The organism is Alistipes megaguti, assembly GCF_944320325.1.
GTDB classification, from domain to species: Bacteria; Bacteroidota; Bacteroidia; order Bacteroidales; family Rikenellaceae; genus Alistipes; species Alistipes megaguti.
Genome location: NZ_CALUHA010000017.1, coordinates 21026 through 41257, shown reverse-complemented (window position 1 = coordinate 41257; position 20232 = coordinate 21026). Strand labels below are relative to the sequence as shown.

The 20232-nt window shown below is 57.5% G+C and carries 12 protein-coding genes; 1 reads left to right on the top strand and 11 read right to left on the bottom strand.

What is annotated here, in order from left to right; all coding sequences use genetic code 11:
• Positions 1-147 precede the first annotated feature (147 nt).
• Together PUQ42_RS06090 and PUQ42_RS06085 are read right to left on the bottom strand one after the other, a co-directional pair.
• Positions 148-1095: a FecR family protein gene (locus tag PUQ42_RS06090; RefSeq protein WP_273371970.1), complete on the bottom strand. Its 948-nt coding sequence runs from the start codon at positions 1093-1095 to the stop codon at positions 148-150.
• A gap of 142 nt (positions 1096-1237) precedes the next feature.
• Positions 1238-1855, bottom strand: a complete 618-nt coding sequence (locus PUQ42_RS06085; RefSeq protein ID WP_273371967.1) for a sigma-70 family RNA polymerase sigma factor — start codon at positions 1853-1855, stop codon at positions 1238-1240.
• Between the two features lie 182 nt (positions 1856-2037).
• Between PUQ42_RS06085 and PUQ42_RS06080 the strand changes: the two genes are divergently transcribed.
• Positions 2038-2628: a YqiA/YcfP family alpha/beta fold hydrolase gene (locus PUQ42_RS06080; RefSeq protein WP_273371965.1), complete on the top strand. Its 591-nt coding sequence runs from the start codon at positions 2038-2040 to the stop codon at positions 2626-2628.
• Between the two features lie 142 nt (positions 2629-2770).
• Here the strand turns inward: PUQ42_RS06080 and PUQ42_RS06075 are convergent, their stop codons facing one another.
• The 9 genes from PUQ42_RS06075 to PUQ42_RS06035 form a co-directional block, all read right to left on the bottom strand.
• Complete coding sequence (locus PUQ42_RS06075; RefSeq protein WP_273371963.1) at positions 2771-5302, bottom strand: DUF5117 and DUF5118 domain-containing protein; 2532 nt, start codon at positions 5300-5302, stop codon at positions 2771-2773.
• Positions 5303-5310: 8 nt separating this feature from the next.
• The gene (locus PUQ42_RS06070) at positions 5311-7929 is read right to left on the bottom strand and encodes a zinc-dependent metalloprotease (RefSeq protein WP_273371960.1); all 2619 of its coding nucleotides are present in this window, start codon (positions 7927-7929) and stop codon (positions 5311-5313) included.
• Between the two features lie 51 nt (positions 7930-7980).
• Positions 7981-8610: a YiiX/YebB-like N1pC/P60 family cysteine hydrolase gene (locus PUQ42_RS06065; protein WP_232009138.1), complete on the bottom strand. Its 630-nt coding sequence runs from the start codon at positions 8608-8610 to the stop codon at positions 7981-7983.
• Between the two features lie 86 nt (positions 8611-8696).
• A complete protein-coding gene (locus tag PUQ42_RS06060; protein ID WP_162992833.1) occupies positions 8697-10241 on the bottom strand; it encodes a hypothetical protein in 1545 nt (514 codons plus the stop codon).
• A gap of 29 nt (positions 10242-10270) precedes the next feature.
• Positions 10271-11014 (bottom strand): DUF4843 domain-containing protein, encoded by a 744-nt coding sequence (locus PUQ42_RS06055; RefSeq protein ID WP_273371955.1) that lies wholly within the window; start codon positions 11012-11014, stop codon positions 10271-10273.
• 12 nt (positions 11015-11026) lie between these two features.
• Positions 11027-12580, bottom strand: coding sequence for a RagB/SusD family nutrient uptake outer membrane protein (locus PUQ42_RS06050; RefSeq protein WP_232009137.1), 1554 nt, complete (start codon positions 12578-12580; stop codon positions 11027-11029).
• A 33-nt stretch (positions 12581-12613) separates the two neighbouring features.
• Entirely contained in the window at positions 12614-16084 is a 3471-nt protein-coding gene (locus PUQ42_RS06045; RefSeq protein WP_273371951.1) for a SusC/RagA family TonB-linked outer membrane protein, read from the bottom strand.
• Positions 16085-16099: 15 nt separating this feature from the next.
• Entirely contained in the window at positions 16100-17473 is a 1374-nt protein-coding gene (locus PUQ42_RS06040; RefSeq protein ID WP_273371949.1) for a RagB/SusD family nutrient uptake outer membrane protein, read from the bottom strand.
• A gap of 13 nt (positions 17474-17486) precedes the next feature.
• On the bottom strand, positions 17487-20123 hold the full coding sequence (locus tag PUQ42_RS06035) for a SusC/RagA family TonB-linked outer membrane protein (protein WP_273371946.1): 2637 nt from the start codon (positions 20121-20123) through the stop codon (positions 17487-17489).
• Positions 20124-20232: the final 109 nt, after the last annotated feature.

Here is a 20232-nt window from a genome sequence, read left to right as displayed (position 1 = left end):
GATCCCCCAATGTGACAGCATTCGGGGATCTGTTTTTTCCGACGGCGGGTCCCTTGCAACTCAACTCCGTCTATGCATAGGCAAATTCATAGATTATAGGTTCGACATTCATTTCGGGTATCTTCGTTTTTTCCATCCGACGCGGGGTCAGCGGATCACGATTTCATTGGTTTCGATATTGCGCGTATAGGTAAACCGGTAAGAGGCCTGAAGGATCTCCAGCGCATCATCCACACCGTCGGCAATGCGGATCTTGCCCCACTTGTAGCGGCGGTCGGCGCCTTCAATATGGCCCTGAACTTCGATCCGGGCGCCGAAGACCTGGCCAAACTCCTCGACAAGATCGTAGAAATTCTTGTTTTTCAGGTTGATATATCCTTCCGTCCAGAGGTATTCGTCCGGATCATCGATATGCGACAACCGAAGTTTGCCCTCTTCGAGGCTCACGACATCGTCGGGTTTCATGAGGATCTGCTGACCGTCGAAGCGGCTTGTGATGCGCACCTCGCCCCGCAGCAGGGCGGTCGAGAAACGGCCGTTCTCCTCGTCGGCCACAACATTGAACTTCGTACCGAGGACCTCAATGTCGCACGCATAGGTTTCGACGATGAAGGGATGGTCGGGATCCTTCGCCACGTCGAACATCACCTCGCCGGAGACCTTTACCCGGCGCTCCTTGCGACCGAAAAGAACCGGATATTCGACCCGGGCGCGGGAGTTGAGCCATACCTTCGTACCGTCGGAGAGCGTGGTATTCATACGCTGACCGGCCGGAGTCTGGAATGCGAGGGTCTGTTCGGCCAGCGTATCAATCCGGCGGGTATAGAGAAGCGTTCCGACCAGACACCCCATGACGATCACGGCCGCGGCCTGCAGGGCGATGCGTGCCACACGACGCCACGGAATCAGACGGCCCCGCTTCACGGGGGCATCCGCAACCGACGGTTCCACCTCGGGGAGGTGCCAGGTCAAAGCCAGATAGAGGCGGCGTTCCTGCTCCAGCTCCTTGAAATGCTGCGGATCGGAAGCCGCCCAATCGGTCACCAGCTTCCGCTCCTCGAAAGAGGCCTCGCCTCTCACGTAACGTCTTATCATCTCCTTTTCCACGCTTATAAGACAAGCAGCCGGACGGAATTCGCCGGAAAAAGGAGGGAAAAATGCAAATAAAATTTTTTAAGAATGCGAACAATGAAGCAACAGACTGATAACGTAAAGAAAATCAGGACGTTTTCACCGGCTAAAAAAGTGACGGGGCGAAGTGCCGCAGATCAGAAAGAATCCGTTCGACAAGCATCCCCGCCATCGAGCCGTATCCCAGCATGACGAGCAGTCGGGCCAGCGCCTCGCGAAGCATGCGGATCGCCTTTCGATTTTCGTGGTCGATCTTGGCCGTCGAGATCCCGAGCCGGGCGGCAATCTCCTTGTAGCTGCACCCTTCGTAGCGGAACAGCCGGAAGATCTCCCGCTGTTGATCGGACATCTGTTCGAGGGTTTGCCGGATGACCGTTTCGATCTCCGGGGCGAAAAGTTCATCGACATCCAAACCGTTCAACGAACGGATCTCGAGATCGATCTGACGGATTTGGTCATCGTACAGCTCCTGTACGATGCTCAAGGTACGTTTGCGGCGGTTGAGCCAGTTCAGACACTGGTTCTTGACAATGGCGAAGATATAGGCCGGGAGATTGGGACACGCTCCGATTCTGCCCTCCCGGGAGCGTTCCAGATAGATGCAGAAACTCTCCATGACCAGATCTTCGGCTACACCGGGGTCACAGACATAGCTTCGGGCCATGGCTTCGAAACGAGGTTTGCAACGTTCGAAAAGATCGGTAATTTTTTCAGGTTCCGTCATCTGCCGCAAAAGAGAGCAACACAAAGATACAATAAAAATCTGCAAACAAAGAATCGACATTCGACGGCAATCGGTATCATATCGAAACAAAAAAGCCTGAATCATCCGATTTTTTTCAGCGGAGGCGGACAAATTCAGCAAAACCATGCCATCTTTGCAGCGACATACGAATCATCAGACTTATGACCAAGAGAATTCTCTTTCTGCACGGCTTCTTCGCCTCGGGCAACTGCGCACCGGCCCGGGCTCTGCAACAATATTTCGACGGGAAAGCCACGATTCTGGCACCCGATCTGCCAGCCCATCCGAAACAGGCCATCGAACTCATCGACCGCATCTGCCGCACGGAGCAGCCCGATCTGCTGGTCGGCAACAGCAACGGATCGTTTCTGGGGCAGATCGTGGTATCGGAAAACGGGCTTCCGGCCCTGCTGGGGAACCCGCATCTGGAGATGACGAGCTTCCTCTCCGAACGAATCGGCAGCCACGAATACAAGACACCGCGGGCCGACGGCCGCCAGCAGCTGACCATCGACCAGGCCCTGATCGACGAATTTGCCGAGGTTCAGCTTCATCAGTGGGACCACTGCCGCCCGGAGTATCGTGATCGGGTATGGGGACTGTTCGGCGAGCACGACATGATAGCACACTACGAACCGCTCTTCCGCCAGCACTACACGCAGATCTACCACTTCCCGGGAGGCCATACCCCCACCGACGAGGAGGTTCGCACCTACTACGCCCCGCTGGCCGAACGGCTGCTCACCCTGTAAACACGGAAGCGAAAGAAGACCCTGCCACCGTCCGCGCGAGGGCTAAGTCGTACCCTCACCGTCCGCGATCCGGGAGACGTCCTTCAAAAAGGGGAGGAGCCTTCAGTTGAAGGCTCCTCCCCTTTTCATCCAACCGAGTCGATCAGATCTTTAGAGACTCGTCAATCCGCCGGAACATATAGCGACAAAACGCCTGAGAATCGGCATCCCGTGCCACGGTCATACCGCGGCGGTAAATCTCGCGCATTTCCAGCAGCAGATCATAGTAGATATGGTCCGAAAAATCCCTGGCATAATAGGTCATCCGGTATTTGTTATAGGCCTTCAGCATTTCGAGTATTGCGGAAGCCTCCCGCGGGAAGGCGGGAGCCATCTCCCCGAAGCCGGCATCGGCAAAAGCCTGAGAGGAGGTCTTTGCCGATTTGGGTTCGGCCAATACGTTTGATTTCCCGATAACTACTCCGACGAATGACTGTTGAAGCAGTCGGTCGTATTCGGAGAGCGATTTTCCGGTCTTCACCTTACGGAACACCAGCTCCGTGAGGTCGGAGGTCATCTCCTCGGGTGTATAGGCTCCGGGCAGAGCGGTCTGATAGCGGGTCAACGTTTCGAGCCGTTTGAAGAGCGTCATCAGGCAATCGTCGCGGAGCGATTGGGAGAGGTTGACCGCTTCATGCTTCGTCAACGGCGTGTCTAGCCACGAAAGATCCTCGATGAAGCGCAGCGTCTCCCGGACATACCGCTGCTGGTCCTCTTTGGGAACGACCCTCAACTGGGTCTGACCGTCACCGGCCCCCACCTCGGTATAATAGGCTCCCCCGATATAGGCCGCCAGATAGGAGATCACCTCCCGGACACCGGTTGCAATGGCATCGATGGCCTCCCGACGATAACTTCCGTCGAAATCCTGATCGGCGAGCCACTCCTCGGCATGAAGGACCGTTTCGCGCAGATTCCGCAACCGATATTCACAACGCTTGACGGGATCGTCACCCAAATTGGTGTAGGCCAGACGCACATCGCCGAAATAGTAATCATACCAGAAATTGCCGTAATAGAAGGCCGGATCGGCGGCATGGCTGCGCAGCATCTCCGAGAGATACGGGCGCTCCTCTTCGGGCGTTTCGGCTCCGGAAATCTCCCCATAGAGCCAGGCAATGGCGAAATAGTCGTATTTGCCCAGGCAGTCATTAACCAGACGCACCCCCTTGTCTTCGGGCTGAGCCAGATAGTTGTAGCTGTTCAGGGCCGTGATCGACGAACAGAGCCCCCATTCGCGGGTGAAGGAGGCCGAGCGCAACGAATCGGTCGGATAGGCCGAAGCCCCGGCGTAGTTGGTAGCCAGGCCCAATATCTGCGCCACGCCACGGGCCGTGTAGACGGCCAGTGAAGAGACGAGTTCCCCGTCGTCGATCCGCATCTCCCGGGCCCGTGGATCTACGGCCGCAAGGTCCAGGAAACGGCGATTGCGGATCTCGTCCCGAAGCGATTCACTCAGGTGGATACGGCCTCCGGTGATCTCGCCGCTGCGCGGATCCGTCACAACATTTACGGTCACCTTGGGATTGGTCGAAGCCACATACTTCACACAGAACGTGCCGGGGCTGTCGGCATCGAACCCCGAGGCGGGATAATCGGCTGTCTGCAGGACATCTCCCATGCCGATGCGCCGGAATGCCTCATTCCACAATTCAACCCCCCGGCGAACTCCCTCCCGCCAAAGGGGAGAGAAGAGCGTATCGACATAAAAGGTGACGGGACGGATTTCGCCCTCTTTCCGGAAATTGATCCGCGAAGCGAAATAGGCCGGACGCGAGCCCTGTCTGACGGAGAAACGCGTATAGGGAACAGGAACCACACCGATTCTCGGATCGGCGATGCGAGCCGGTGCCGTCCGCTCGGGGAGCATCGTGATCGTACGCCGGGCCAGCGCCGTGAACGGCACATCCTTGCGGATGGTGAAGATGAAATACTGCGTGGTCACGTAATAGGTCAGATCGCTGACGACCGACGAATAGCCCTCGCCACCGCCGATGTCGCGCAGCAATGACAGATTCGACTTGTAACTGGCCCGGGAGACATGCAATGGCGTCATGCCGTGGGCCTCGAAGGCCATGAGGTGCTCGTTATCACTCATGAACAGGTCGGTATTCTCGATCACGACCGCCGTCGAGTCGGCATTGTAGGCCTTGACGGGATAGGAGGCAACAATCGGCCGGAGGGAGTTGATCTTCAGGGCCTGTTCGATCGTCGAGCCGCTTTCGGCCAGCACACGTTGCGGAACCTCATGCATGCAAACCGTCGAATCGCGCAACGAGAAGGCGACATGATAGGGCGGAATGGGCTGCTGCCCGGCCAGTCCATAATCCGCCATCGACGACTCCTCGATCGTGGTATGGATGACAAACTCGCGGTTCAGCAGCGCCAGTGGAATCTCCGTATAGATTTTCCCGTCGACAAGATGGAGTTTGAAAAGTCCGTCGACGCTTTTGTGCGTTTTGTCCTTGAAGAGTTTTTCGTAGGGCGACAACTTGGGGGCCGTTGCAACGGACTCACTCTTTTTTCGGTTCTTGCGTCCCTTGTCCGCAGCCTGGGAGGTTTCGGGCAAGGCCACGGTCAACAACAGGGCAACGATCAGCAGGATGCCGATCGAGGCGTGTTTCTTGCTCATCATGCGGTTCTTCATTTATCAAGCGCTTTGTCCAGGTTGTACAACAGATAACGGTAATGCTTGCGTGTCTGCCCGGAGGCCGACGCCACCCTCCGGCGCAACAGATCACGGATCTGCAGGATATCGTCATAATAGGTCATCGCAAGGCCTTTCTTGGTGAAATACTGGAATTTGGGAGCCCCGAATCCGGACAGTTCCTCCACCGGAGAACCGGCTTCGGGACGTGTGAAGCCGACATGCTCCGTGTCGGGGTCGTCACCGGACAACCAACGATCGAGGCCGTTGCTGCCGGACGCCGTCAGGGCGAACGTTGAGGAGGAGCTGCCTCCGCCCGCATACTCCTTCAGACCGGCCTGCGCGGCGGCAACCTTGAGGAATTCGCGCTGAATGGCCATCTCATCCTCGGTCAGCGAGCGGTTGCGCCGCGTGGGCTCCCAGACAAAATCGGAGACATCGCGGTAACAATCCTCGGGTGTATAGGCCTTCGTTCCGGCGAGCTGGGCATTGATCGAAAGGGTCTGTTTGGCCGGAGCGTTGACCACAGCCCGGATAAGAGCCTCACGAACGGCACTCCGCGGCGAACCCAGGATCGAAACCTTCTTCAACAGCGCTTCGTTGTCGAGCCACTGCAACTGCTTGAGTTCTCCGAGGATGAACTGCAGCGCCCGGCGCTGTTTCTCCCGCGGAACGCACACGACGGCCTGAACGGGATCGCCCTCCATCCGTTCATTGAGATAGATGCCGCCGATATTGGCGTAGACGTGTCCGATATAGGTGACATACTGGTTGATGATATTCGAATACATGTCGCTGCGGCAAGTGTAATCGTCATCACCCTCGGCATACCAGCGATCGAGATTCGCCAGAATGTAGCGCAGGTTTCGGATTCCGTACTCCGATGCAGCCACGGCGTCATTGCCCAGATCTTCGGTCTGGGATTTGGGGTCGACGATGCTTCCGAACTGCTGTTTACCGTAGCGATAGACTGAATCGGCCGAGGCTTCGGTAATCCAGCGGGAGGTGATTTCGTACTCCTCTTCGGGCGTACGAGCCTCCGGCAGAGGCATGTAGAGCCACTTGACGGCATAGGCGTCATAGATGCCGAAACGCGGTGGAGTGAGTTTCACGCCCCGTTCCACGTCACCGGGCTGAGCCACGTAGTTGAAACGCGCATAATCCATGATGGAGGTGGTGGTTCCATATTTGCGGGTGAACGACGGCGAACGCAACGAATCGACCGGGATGACGGCCGAGGCGCTCATATTATGCATGAAGCCCAGACAGTGGCCGACCTCGTGTGCCAGGACATACCGCAGGCCGTCGAGAATCACCTCGTCGGGGATCTGGACCCGCCGTACCCGCTCGTCAGCCTGAGCCGTCTGGACAAACAGCATGCGGTTCAGCATCTTGATGACGTCATGAAAGACATACACCGAGGCGTTGATGATCTCTCCGCTGCGGGGATCGACCCATGAGGGACCCATGGCATTGGCGATGGGGACGGGGGCATAGCGCAGACAGGAGTATTTGATGTTGTCGGGATCGAATTCGGGATCATCCTCCGGATAGGGGCGCGCCTGCACGGCCTCCTTGAAACCGATCTTCTCAAAGAGTTCGTTCCATTGGGTCACCCCCTCGTAGATGGCCGGCTTCCAGGACTCCGGGAAATCGGGATCGACATAGAAGACGATCGGTTTGAGCGGAGTCACCCGTTCGCCGCGCTTCCAGGCCTCGGGATCCGAGGGTTCGAGCCGCCAACGGTTGGCCAGATAGACGGCCTTGACACGCTGTTCGCGATCGCTGTAGAGGTACTTTCCGGTGGGGAAGACCGACATGCGGCTGTCGGTGAGCCGGGGTCGGTAGGGGGTCTCGTCGAGCAACACCAGCGTACGGGTCATCAACGCCGTAAAAGGTTTGTTGTCGACGATTTTCTGTTTGGTTTCGGGATGGGTGACCGAATAGGTATAGCTCAACGTACTCTTGACCGTCAGGTTGTCGGCAAAGGACTTGATCTCGCCCAGCGAAGAGAGCTCCTTGCGGAACGATTCGCTGAGCGTCGAGGACCCCGAACCGCCGTAAACGCCCAGATAGGAGAATGGCGAGAGCTCCTTGACATGACCCACGAAGAGATCCGTCACATCAAAGACCACGGCCGTCGAATCGGCATTACAAGCCTCAATCTTGAAATTCCGGAAAATCGTCGGCGTGTTGTTTCGATCCAGAGCCCGAAGGATGTTGCCGGCCACCCCGAGGGTGTAGTTTTCGGAATTGATCACACGGATCTGGACGTTCCGGTCCGTACGGGTGAAGCAGATGTGAAGCGGGACATAGGACTTCGAACCGGGAACGCCCGTCAGGTTATCCGAGGTTTCGGAGATGACCGAACCGAGGAGCATCTCCCGGTTGAAGAGCAACTGCGGAAATTCGAAATAGAGTTTCCCGTCGATTTTGTGGAGCTTGACCATTCCGTCGGCCACCTCATGCTTCTTTCCGAGGAGTTTGTCGTAATCGCTTTGTTTGGGAGCCGGGGTTTCGGTCTTCGCCTTGTCCTGCTTCTTTTTGTTTTTGGCCGAAACGGGAGCGGCGGCGATCATGCTGCAGAGCAGCAGGGTTAACATTCGTGTGAACATAGATCTGATGTTGGATATCGGTTTGCGGGTTTTCTCAAGGTTGAATTGAGATCAGAAATAACGGTGTACGATGCGGATCTTCCGCGAACGGGACATGTCGCCGGGATTCGTACCGGGCACACCCTCGGGAATTTTGCAGTCGAAGCGTTTGAAATGCTCGATCCAGAGCGGACTGACCTCTCCCGAGTTTTTATCCCGGAAGGTCATTGGAGCCGACCGGAAGATCGGTTTTCCATTGGGCTTCAGATAACAGGCCTGAATCAGCTCGCTGCAATAATAATCGTCGTCATCGGGATCGAAGACGAAGTCGTAACGCTTACCCAACAGGGCCTTGATGCGATCCATAGCCTGCGGGATGCATCTCCGCAGACGGGGTTTGAGACGTCCGACCACGACAACAGGCTTTCCGTCGGACATCAGCGACTGACGGAAGAAGGTCTCGATCGGGCTTTTGACCACCCCATAGGGGATGGCTTCGAGCACATAAATCTTCCCGTCCTCGATACAGACCGCACCCACATGGGTAAATTCCAACCGGTCGATACCGGTCGTCACGTTCCGGATCGCCTCCGTATAGGCACTCTGGCCGTTGACCTGAAACAGCAGGTCGCCGGTCTCAAGCGGGAAGGCATCCTGAGCCCGGCAAATGCCGACGGCCGCCATGGCCGTCGCTAGGATCAAAAGGGTTTTACGCATGATCACACCTGGAAACGTTCAAAGATGCGGACCGGCCCTTCATGAAGCGGGACGATCCGCATCCGGATTACTCAATTGGCCCGATAGGCGACGACCTTACCGGGGATTTCGGTTTCGACCTCGGAGAGGATCTCGGCATTGTCGGAGGTAGCATCCAGCACGTACATCTTCGACGTTCCGGCCGTCTGGTCGTAGGTGAAGAGCGCCGTATAGAGTTCCGTTGCGCCGCTGGGCTGCTGAGGACTGCTGCTGACCACTTCGACGACAGTGATCGGTTCGGCGAACGAACGGATGATCTGCGGATCGGCCTGCGACTCGTAGCTCGTCCGCCACAGATCCGCACCTTTGGCAATGTACAGGTAGTTGAGCGGCATCTCGACGCTGTTGGTGAACATACGGCAGTCGCCGGTCATGCCTCCGGCCCAGGCCGATATGTCCCGCTTGGAGACGAAGGTGATCATATCCTTCACGCCGCTGCTCTGCTCATAGGTGTAGGTGTAGAGCTGGCAGGAGGTCCCCTTCATCACCGCAACGAAGAGTTTCAGAGCCTTTTCGCTGCTGCTGGGTTGTCGGCAGACGCCCACAATCCGGTCGGCCGAGAGCGTCGAGCCGTCCTCCTCGGGCAACGGCTGGCAGAGATAGCCCTGGTTTTCGTTGTAGCGGTAGTAGCAGATCTCGCCAGAAGTGCGACGCAGCACGGAGAAGTGCATCAGATTCATGTAAGGCGTCGCACCCATGATCTGTGCCACACCGGATTCGGTCGGTTCGGCTCCGTGAAGGATCATCTGGTAGGAGGACTGCGCCGAGTAGATGAAGAGCGACGTACCGACGAGCAGTTCCTGCATGAATCCCGGATAGAAGGACTGTCCGTTGATGACCGCCTCGGGCTCGCCGTCGAAAATCAGATCACCGACCGTGCCCTGAAGATATCCGAGCGGATAGCTGCCCGTTTCGGAGGTTTGGATGACGGCTCCGCAGGCGGGTGAACGATCCGTATAGATAATCAGGTCGGACGATGTATAGGTCACACCGCAGACGCTACCCTCGATGGTTTTCGGAGCATTGTAACGCTCGAAGATTCCGGTGTAGAGTGACGTGAAGGCCTCGGGCGTCGCGGGATTGGACCCCTTGACCGATCCCCACTCGACCGTTCCGTCGGGCTGTTCGTAGACGAAGACGCCGATTTTCGGCGTGATGGCCTGCACGATCTTCACCTTCAGGATGGTTCCCGTGGAATTCTGCAGATAGTAGCACCAGCTTTCGCCGCTCGACACATTGTCGATGGCCAGCCAGAAGTCGGTCTCCTGATTCGAATTGAAGAACATCTTGTTGGTGCGCTCGACCACCCAGTCGAGTTTGAGCCCCGAGGCGATGGTATCACCGCCCATGACCCAATGGAACGAGAAGTCCGAGGCATCGACTCCGGGTTTGAACCGTACCACGGGGTCGATCGTCAACGGCTGCTCCTCAATCAGATCAAGCGTATAGAGATTCTCGGTTCCGGGCAGCGACACGCCCTCGATCGCTTCGATCTGACTCCACATTCCGGTGAAGTAGCTGCCCTTGTCCTCATAGCAACCGCCCGCAGCGAAAGCCGTCAGAAGCAAAGCGGTCAAATATTTATACATTTTCATCATCGTGGCTTTTATTCGTAATTGATACTGCCCTTGAATTCAACCCGGCCTCCGTCGGCGTCGCAGGTCGGATTGTCGCGGAACCATTCGTAGGTTCGTTTGCCGTAGGCATAGAGTTGAGCGTTGCTATCGCTGCGCCATTGGGCCGAGGTGATGCCGTTGAGTTCAGCGAACTTTTCGGCCTTCACGGAGAGATAGGTCCCGCCATAATCGGTAAGCTTGTTCAAGCCCCAGAAATAGGGTTCACGCAGGAAGTCACCGCCCGAGATCTCGACACCGATATTCCGGTAGTCATCCAATCCGGCAACAAAGTTTCCGTCAGGAACCAGTTCGACCACCAACACCCCTGCGGCACGATCCGCCCGCAGGCGGTCGAGATGGAGTTTCACCACCACCGAATCGGCATACTGTCCGGCGTGCAGGGTCTGCTCGGCGGGCAGCGTGTAATGCACCCCCTCGACGAGATTGCCGTAACACTTCTCATCGACCAGACGCACCCGATAGGTACGATCGTAATCCGCCACGGCTCCGGAGAGATAGACCGGGAGCTTGCACTCGCCTTCGCTCAGCCCGGGATAGAAGACCGCATGTACGCGCACGGTATCCAGTTCGGGATCACTCAACGACCCGGGGATGAAGAAATTCTTGACAAAGTTCAGCGATGGGTGTTCCGAGTCGTAGACCGGCACCTCCACCTTGTTGCAGGCCGCCAGCAGGACGAGTACGGCCACAACCGGGAAAACATATCTTTTCATGACAATCGTCGTTTAATAGGTTCGACCCGCGTTGAACTCCTTATCGGGGATGTCGGGCGTATACTTGTTGGCGTCCATGGTGAAGTAGTAGGTGTAGTCGGGCGTCTGGTAGAGGGTCGTAAGCCGGGGTTCGTTACGGCGCTTGTAGGCATAGAAGAGCTGCCCGTCGCCAAGCGTTTCACGCCGATACTCCAACAGAATCTCCTGACGAAGGCCTTCGGGGTCGGACGAATTGTAGATGCCACCCTGGCGCGCCGTCTGCAACTGCTGAAGCAGTCGCAGCCCCTCAGCCGGACTGACGGCATCGATGGCCGCCTCGGCTGCTATGAGGTAGGCTTCGCCAAGTTTGAGCAGGGTCACGGCCTGTTTCGGATAGAGCGCCACATCCTCGGCCTTGCTTGACTCGCGGATGTACTTGCCGACCATGCCCGAGGGGTAGACGGTGCGCTTCCAGAGACTGATTCGGATATCGCCTGCGGCCGAGAAGAAGGCCTCGGGAGTCATGTTCGGAGTGGCACTCAACCAGTTATTCGAGGCAATGCGTCCAAAATACCCCAATCTCGTCCCGGACGGACTGACGGCATCGCGCATATTCTCGTCCAGTTCATCCGTAAGCACGGCAAAGAGGTTCTCCATCGGGCAACTGCGATCCACCGGGGTTCCGTTGCTGTCGACCTTGGCGCGCTCGGCATCGGTAATGAAGTGGATTCCGACCCCCTGCGCCTGTTCGATGACCTCCATGGCCGCATCATAAGCCTGCTTGTTCAATCCCCGATAGAGGAACGATCGGGCCTGCAGCAACTTGACGGCGTAGTAATTGAGCTTGTAGCGCCGGTCGGTCGTAAACATGGTCGTGTAGTAGCTCTTGCCCGAACTGATCGGATCGTTCTCCTTCATGATCCGGGCCGCCTCCGCCAGATCGGCATCCACCTTGTCGAGGATTTCATCGGTAGTCGACGACGGGGTGAAGGTCAGCGCATCAAGCGTATCCATATAGGGGATCCGCCGGGCCGTACGGCCGTTCTCAGAGAGATAGGGAGGCTGGAACAGACGCACCAGGTCCAGATGCAGATAGGCTCGGACAGCCAAGGCCTCGCCGCGGAGCAACTCCTTGACACCCGTCTCGAACATGCCGTCCTCGGCCTTGTCGAGCTCCTCAAGCAACAGATTGGCATTGGTGATCGTATTGTACATCTTGGTCCAGATCTGTTCGAGGGTCGCATCCGTGTTTTCGGTCCGGATCTGGCCGCGGGTATAGTTGAAGGCCGGGAACTGCAGCGGAGCAACCATGGGACCATACATGGGATCGGCGTAGAAGTTATTGGCCTGATAGGTCAGCATGTTTCCGGCTCCGGTAAAGACGGCTCCTCCCATCATGTCGAGATAGCCGCACGTAAGGTCGAAACCGTAGAGGTTGTCGTCGGCCATCTTGATGTAAAGACCGGCCAATGCCGAGTAGAAACCGTCCTCGGTGTCGAAGACCTTGTTGGAGGTGATCTCCGACCGGGGATAGACATCGAGCCACTTGGTGCACGAGACGGTGCCGGCGGCCAACAGGAGAATCACAGATAGGTATTTTGTTTTCATAAGCGTTCCGAATTAGAAGTTAGCCTGGAGAGTGAGCGTGAAGGTACGGGCATAGGGATACGAAAGGCCCCGCTCCTGCCGGATGGTGGATACGTAGAAGAGATCGTTGGCCGAGAGGGCGATCCGGAGCATCGACATACCCAGGAAGCGTTTGTCGGGCCGGTTGAGGTTGTACATCAGTCGGATCGAGTTCAAACGCCAGTAGTTGTTCTTCTGCACGAAGCGCGAGCTGGCATAGGTCTTTCCCGAGACGTTTGCGCTGCGGTATTTGGCCACGTCGCCCGGTTGCGTCCAACGGTCGTAGAGCGCCCGACGGTCCATGTTGTAGGCGATACTGTTGCTCGACGAGTTGATCGAGGTATTTTCGATACGGTCGACGAGCGTCTGGTTGTACATCTCACCGCCGAACGAATATTCGAAGCTGGTATTCAGCGACCACTGCCTGTAGCTGAGGTTGATGCCGAAATAGCCGCGCAGATCGGGTTCCGTATCCCCCACGACCACCTGATCGGCAGCATTCCACGTGAAGGTCCGCTTGCCATCCCGGGTGATGAAGATCTCCTGGCCGGTACCGGGGTCAATGCCGGCCGACGGGACAGCGTAGATGGCCGTGAGCGACTTGCCCTCTTCAAAGAGGAAGACGTTTTCGATCTTGGTACCGGAGGCTTCGGTCTGCTGCTCCATGACCTGCTTGTTGTAATCCTTGAGGGCCTCCGAGAGGTTGGTCAGCTTGTTGCGGTTGTGCTGACCGTTGACGAAGAAGTTCAGCTGCCAGGACTTGGTGCGAAGCGGCGTAACCGAGAGGCTGAAGTCAAAACCGCGGTTGGCCACGTCACCCTGATTGGCCGTGTAGGAGGAGAATCCCGTCGACGGCAGGATGTCGACCTGAGTGATATTGTTATCGGTCGTATTCCGGTAATAGTTGAACTCCAGATTGATACGGTTATCGAGGAATCCGAGTTCCACCCCGATATTGCGTTTGAGCGTGGTCTGCCACCGCAGATCGGGATTGGCCAACGACATGAGCTCGGCACCCGTAATACCGTCATACATGCTGAGATAGCGGTACATGTTCAGGATCTGGCTCAGTACGAAGTTCGAGTTGCCGGTGGTACCGATATTGGCCTTCAGGGCCAGGTTGTTGAAGAGGTCACGGTTCATGAACTTCTCGTTCATCAGATTCCAGCGCACACCCACGGCCCAGAACGACGACACGCGCTGTTTGCTGGCGAAGTTCGACGAGCCGTCAAGTCGATAGCTGCCGTCGAGCATGTACCGGTTGTCGAACGAATAGTTGACCGTAGCGAAGGTACCCACCGTGCGGACGATGCTGCTGGCTCCGCCCGGGCCACCCGACAGAGGATACTGGGCGGCATCGGAGGGGAAGGTCTGGGCATCGTTGAGGAAACCCACCACCGAATAACTGTCGCTTTCGGTGAGATCCTCCTTGATCTCTCCACCCAGCACAGCCTGCACGGTATGACGTCCGAAACTCTTCAGATAGGAGAGGTTGACCATGCCGTAATAATCCGTCGACATGCTGCCGTTGCGGTTGTAGGATCCGCGGCGGTAGAGCTGTTCGATCGAGTTGTTGTCCAGACCGTCGGAGATGGCCGAACTGAAGGGCGAAACATACTTCTCCGAGGTCTGCTCCTGACGGTTGTAGGTGAACGATCCGCGCACGCGGAGGTTATTGACGATCTCCCAGTTCAACCCCAGCTGATAGGTCAGTCCGAGGTTGTGCCCGCGGGAGAAGCTGTTCAGGTGTTCGGCTTCATAGAGGGGATTGATCTGCGTACCGAGGATCGACGTACCGATGTCGGTCCAGGGATAGTTGTCATAGAGGGGGATGTTGGCCGCCGAAAGCGTCGGGAAGAGTTCGCCGTTGCTGTCCTTGATCCGGAAGAGCGGCAGGAGTTGCGTATAGGTCGAGAAACTGCCGTAGGGCGAATCCTGCGTATTGGTGAATTCGACCTGCAGATCACTCGTAATCTGTAACTTGCGGGTATCATAGATCAGTTTGGCACCACCCCCGTAGGTATTGCGCAGCGAGCCCTTCATCACACCGTCGGAGAAGTTTCCGTTCAGGTTGATCTGATAGCGCAGGGAGCGTCCGGCCTCGGGGCGTCCGACATCCGTACCACCCTCGAGGAAGAGCGAGTGAGTATGCTGGAAGGAGGTTCGCAGCGGCTGGGCGAGCCAGTAGGTATCCACCCCGTTTGCCGCCTCCATCTTGAGCATCGTCAACAGATTCCGCCGTTCGGGATCCACCTCGCCGATGGTGACGTTTCCGCGGGAGAAGATATTCAGTTTCTCGTAGTACTGCACCAGTTCGCTGGCGTTCATGAGGTTATAGGAGGAGAGATCCGGGGTTTCGATCGCGGTATTGAGCGTGTAGGAGACCTGGATGCTTCCCTTTTCGGGCATCTTGGTGGTGATCACCACCACGCCGTTGGCGGCCCGGGAGCCGTAGATCGACGATGCGGCGGCATCCTTGAGGATGGTGACATTCTCCACGCGGTTGATGTCCAGGTTGTAGACCTTCTCGACATCGACCTGGAATCCGTCGAGAATGAAGATCGGCAGCGTGGTATAGGTCTGCAGGGTATTCTCCGAGATATCGGGCATGCTGTTGGCACCGCGAATCTCGATCCGATCGGGGATGTAATTGGGGTTCGAGCCGAATTCCCCCGTGATGTCCGACACCACGAACGACGGATCGTAGACCTGCAGGGCCTGAAGCATGTTCGTCGGATTGACCTTCACCAGATCCTCGCCCTTGACCTGGGTAGCCGTACCCGTGAAGCTGTTCTTGGCCTTGGGGACGTAACCGGTGATTACCAGCGCCTCGGACTCGATGACGTCGGACTTCAGCACCACGTTCAGCACCCCGCTGCCGACGGGCAGCGTCTGGGTCTTCATACCGACCATCGAGAAGACGACATGGGTTTCGTCGGTCGGCACATTGAGCGAGAAGGAGCCGTCGGCATTGGTCGACGTACCGCGCCGCTTGTCCTTGGAGGCCACCACCGTAACCCCGACCATCGGCACGCCGGACTCATCCTTCACCGTACCGGAGACCTTGCGTACCGGAACGGCGCGGGCCATGACCCCCGAAGCGGGTTCGGCAACCTTGGAATCGCGCGAAAGCACGATCGTATTGTTGATGAACTGATAAGTCAGCCCCAGTTTCGGGAGGATACTTTTGAGAATCCGGCTGACCGAAACCTGTCGGGCCGAAACGCTCACCAGACGGGTCGGATCCACCTTGTTGTCGCTGTAAAAGACCTTGTATTCGGTCTGTTTCTGAATCTCCTGGAGCAGCGCGGAGAGCGGCGCCTCCTGAAGCCGGACCGAAACCTTTGCCTCCTGGGCACGAAGGATCCCGAAGGGCATGCAAGCCAGCACGACCAGCAGCAGACACCTCCGCAGACGGCGGAAATTGCCCGATCCCGGGATTTTGTATGATGTGATGTAACTCATCTGCTTGATATTTTGTTATTGAACAATGGGGAGATACTTTTTCCCGACTTCAGAGATCTGCGAGCCGTCAAAAGCGGTGATGGTCTTGTCGAGGCGCTTGCAGAAATGGAACCGGACGCCTTCGCCCATGAATTCGTAACGATACTGGAGATCGACAGCCTCCATGAGTTGATCCAGCGAAGCATCCTGGGCCAGAACCATCGAAGCGCTGTTGCGTTCGGTCATGAAGTTGTTGAAGCGGGAGATACCCGACACAAGGTCGCCGGACTTGGCGGCAGCCTCGGCTGCCAGGAGGTAGACCTCGCCGAGTTTGACCATCGGGATGGCAGGCGCCGTCTCCCAAAGATCAATCTTGCTGGTCGGCGCAAACTTCGTGCGCATCGTATTGTCGCCATCGATCCATCCGCGCCGGCGATCGTCGGGGCTCAGGTCGTCGAGGCTGATCTGCGACGAAAGCACAACCCCCTTTCCGCTCGGGCCGAAGAGCTCCTCGGAGAGTGCGCAGAAACCCTTCTCGTCCGACGGCAGAGCGAAGATGAACTCCTGGGAGAAGGAGTAGTCGCTGTCGGAGACCGTCCGCACGAATTCATAACCGCCCTTTTCGATGACCGATCCAAGCAGCGTGGAGGCCTCCCGGCAGTCCGACTGTGCGCCCCGGAACATCAGCGCCCGGGCCTTGACCACGGCTACGGCATAATAATTGAGTTTCCAGCAGCGGTCCGCGGGCGAGGTTCCCAACAGCGACATGTCGTCGTAGCCGACCCCCGTTACAACGGGATCACAGGCTTCGAGTTGCACCAGCGCGGCATCCAGTTCGGAGAGGATCCGATCGAGCAGCTCGGCCGAAGTCATCGTCACCGCAGGCCCGTCAACGGAGCCGATCCAGGGAACGAAACTGGCCGAAGCATCCACGGCATATGCCGGGCTGAAGAGCCGCAGGAGTTCGAAATGCAGGAAAGCCCTCAACGCCCGGGTTTCGGCCATCATCATTTCGCGGGATCCGGAGACGAATTCCACGTCAGGATTCCGGTCAAACTGCCGCAGCAGATCGTTGCAGCGATAGATGGCGGCGTAGAGTCCGCCGTAGGCCTTGCGGGCGATCGTGCGGGCCATATCGCTGTTGAAATCCATGCGGGTCCAGGCTTCGGCTCCGGTATAGAGGACGAAGGTCTGTGCAAGGAATTCCACGCCGCCCAGCGTCAGGTTGCCACCGTAGAGATCCCGCGAACGCAGATCGGCATAGATTCCGTTCATGTAATCGCGGAAAGAGGCTTCGTTGTTGAACAGTCCGTTGCCGGAGGTACCCTCACCCTTGGGTTCGACATCGAACCACTGGTCGCACGACACGAAGGTAAGGAGCATAAACGCCGTGTATATGAGTCTTTTCATGGGGGAAACGCGTTTAAAAGGTTGCTTGCAGAGAGAGGATGAAACTCGAGGCATAAGGATAGTAGAGACTCCGGGGAGTCTTGACCGAGGAGACGAACCAGACATCGTCGCACGTCAGACTCACCTTAAGACCCTGCATGCGCATGGCTGCGGCGATCTTCTTCGGGAAGGCATACCCTACGCGCACCGAAGCCAGCGAAAGCGTATTGCGCTTCGACACGAAGCGCGACGAGGCGTAATGCGACGGATTGTCTCCGCCCTGGAAGGCGGCATCCGGATGACTCGGGCTCCATTTGTCGAGAGCTGCGGTCGGGACATTATCGGCCGTCGAGGCCCAGTCGACCGCCTGCTGCGTATAGATATCGTAATATGTTCCGCGCAGCGAATAGGCGAACACCACTCCCAGATCGAGGTTCCGCCAGGCTGCCGTTGCGCCGAAACGGCCGCGGAGTTTGGGCGTCCGGGATCCTTCGAAGACCAGATCGCTGCTCTGCGGGGTGTCGGTCAGCGAACCGTCGCGACTGTAGAAGAGCTCCCGTCCGGTATCGGGATCAATGCCCGCCGAAGGCAGCACATAGATACCGTCGGCAGCATCACCCCGAACCATCCCGACACAAGATCCCTCGGCAAGGGCCTGGGCAAGGAAAAGATCGGACGAATAATCGGGCAACGCGGTAATCCGGCTGCGATTGGCCACCCCGTTTACAAAGAGGGTCAGATCGACTCCGTTCCGGTTGTTCAGGATCGTTGCCGCAACAGCAAATTCGACGCCCGAATTGCGGATGGCTCCCCGGTTCGTATAACGGATCTCCGAGCCGAACACCGGCGACTGACTCTCAACGGTCATCAGATTTTTCGAAAGCGAGTTGTAATACTTCAGCGTGAGGTCGATCGGTCCGAACCGGCCGTCAATACCGACGTGAGCGCTGCGGGTGGTCTTCCACCGGAGCGCCGGATTGTAGACGTTCGAGTGGAACAGGGTAACCAGACCTTCGCTGTAATCCGACGAGCCCAAACCGTTCAGATAGGGGTTGTCGAAATCATAGGCGTAGAGTGGATTGACCTGAGCATAATCGAACTGATAGCCGGCCGTGGCGCCGTACCCGGCCGACAGACTCAGCCGACTGATGAAATCCGACTCGGGCAGGAAGCTCCGCCGCAGATCGTAGCGAGCCGTTATGCCGTAGGAGCCGGCGGTGCGTTTTTCGGGAGCCAGCCGCGAGGACCGGTCCAGACGCCCCGAAAGATCGACAAAGAGCTTTTGGTCGAAGTTCCACGAGAGGGTTCCGTAACCGCTCAACACCCGCTCGGCCATCTCGACACCTTCGGGGCGCTCCTCGGCATAATACTGGGCAAAGGAGACGTAATCCATGTGGTCACTCGAAATACCGGTCCCCCGGAAGGAGTTATCGGTGTAAGTGGCCGAGTAGATCTCCATGCCAAGCGAAGCCCGCAGCGAGTGACGATTCCACTCCTGCCGATAATCGGCCCAGATCCGCTCCTGATAGCTCTTCAACTCGTTGCGACGAATCCGGTAACTGCCCACCTTCGTAGCCTCATCGGCGGTGTATCCCCGGTAGACGAGCGACGACGGAGAGACAAATTCCGAACGGCGGTCGTAATCGTGCGTCAGGTTGAACTGTCCGGCGATGCTGAAGCGGGAGTCGATCTTCCAACGTACGGTCAGGTTGTTGTTCACCCGAGCGATCTTGTCTTCGGCGAAACTGTTGAGCGACATCTCGTACAACGGAGACCCCTGCTCGGAGAAGGTACCGCTTCCGAGCACGTCATACGGAACTCCACGTCCATCGGTCGCTACATAATAGGGATCCATCCGGGCCCATTCGAGGATGGCTCCGGCGGTAGACTCTCCGGCATCGAACAGGTCGACATTGAGTTCGTTGGAGATCTGGAACGATCGGGTCGTATATCCGATGAAGGCCGAACCGCCGTAGGATTTCCGCTCCGAGCCCTTCATGACCCCCTTGACGGGATTCAGGTAGAGCACGCCGCGATAGCGCAGGCTGCTGTCACCGCCGTCGACGGAGACACGGTGCCGATGCGAGAACGAGGTTCTAACGGGCATGTTGAGCCAGTCGGTCGAACCGTTGGCCCGCACGTCAGCCATCCGCTGATCGTAGAGGGCTTCGTTACCGTCGTAAGCACCCGTACTTTTTTCCCAGTCGAGTTTCTGTGCGGCATCCATCAGATCGAAATTGCGCAGGGAGGCCTTCTGGAACATACCGTCGAAACGGTAGGTCAACTGCAGGCGATGCGCTTCGGGAGTCCGGGTTCGGATCAGGATGGCCCCCTGTCCGGCGCGCACACCCAGCAAAGCGGTTGCCGAAGCATTCTTGAGCAGCGTAACGCTTTCGATGCGCTGCATGTCGAAATCGCTCAGCCGATCCATCGATTCGCTGTGGCCGTCGACAATGACCAGCGGCAGCGCATCCGCCTGGCTCAGATTCCAGGCAAAGGAGCGTGTTCCCTGCAGACTCAGAGACTGGGGTACGGCATTCGGATCGGAGCCCTGATCCGGATCAAATCCGCACAACGAAGGATCGGCCAGTTCGAGCGCACGCAACAGATCGGTCGGATGGAGTTTGCGCAGATACTCGCCCGAAAGGGTTGTTTCCGCTGCATCCGACACCGGCAGACCGTAATTGTCCCGGATGAACCGTTCCTCCTGCGGCCCGTCACCTTGACCAAACAGAAACGATGGGGCAAGGGAGAGCAGGGTCGAAACCGCTGCCGGAAGG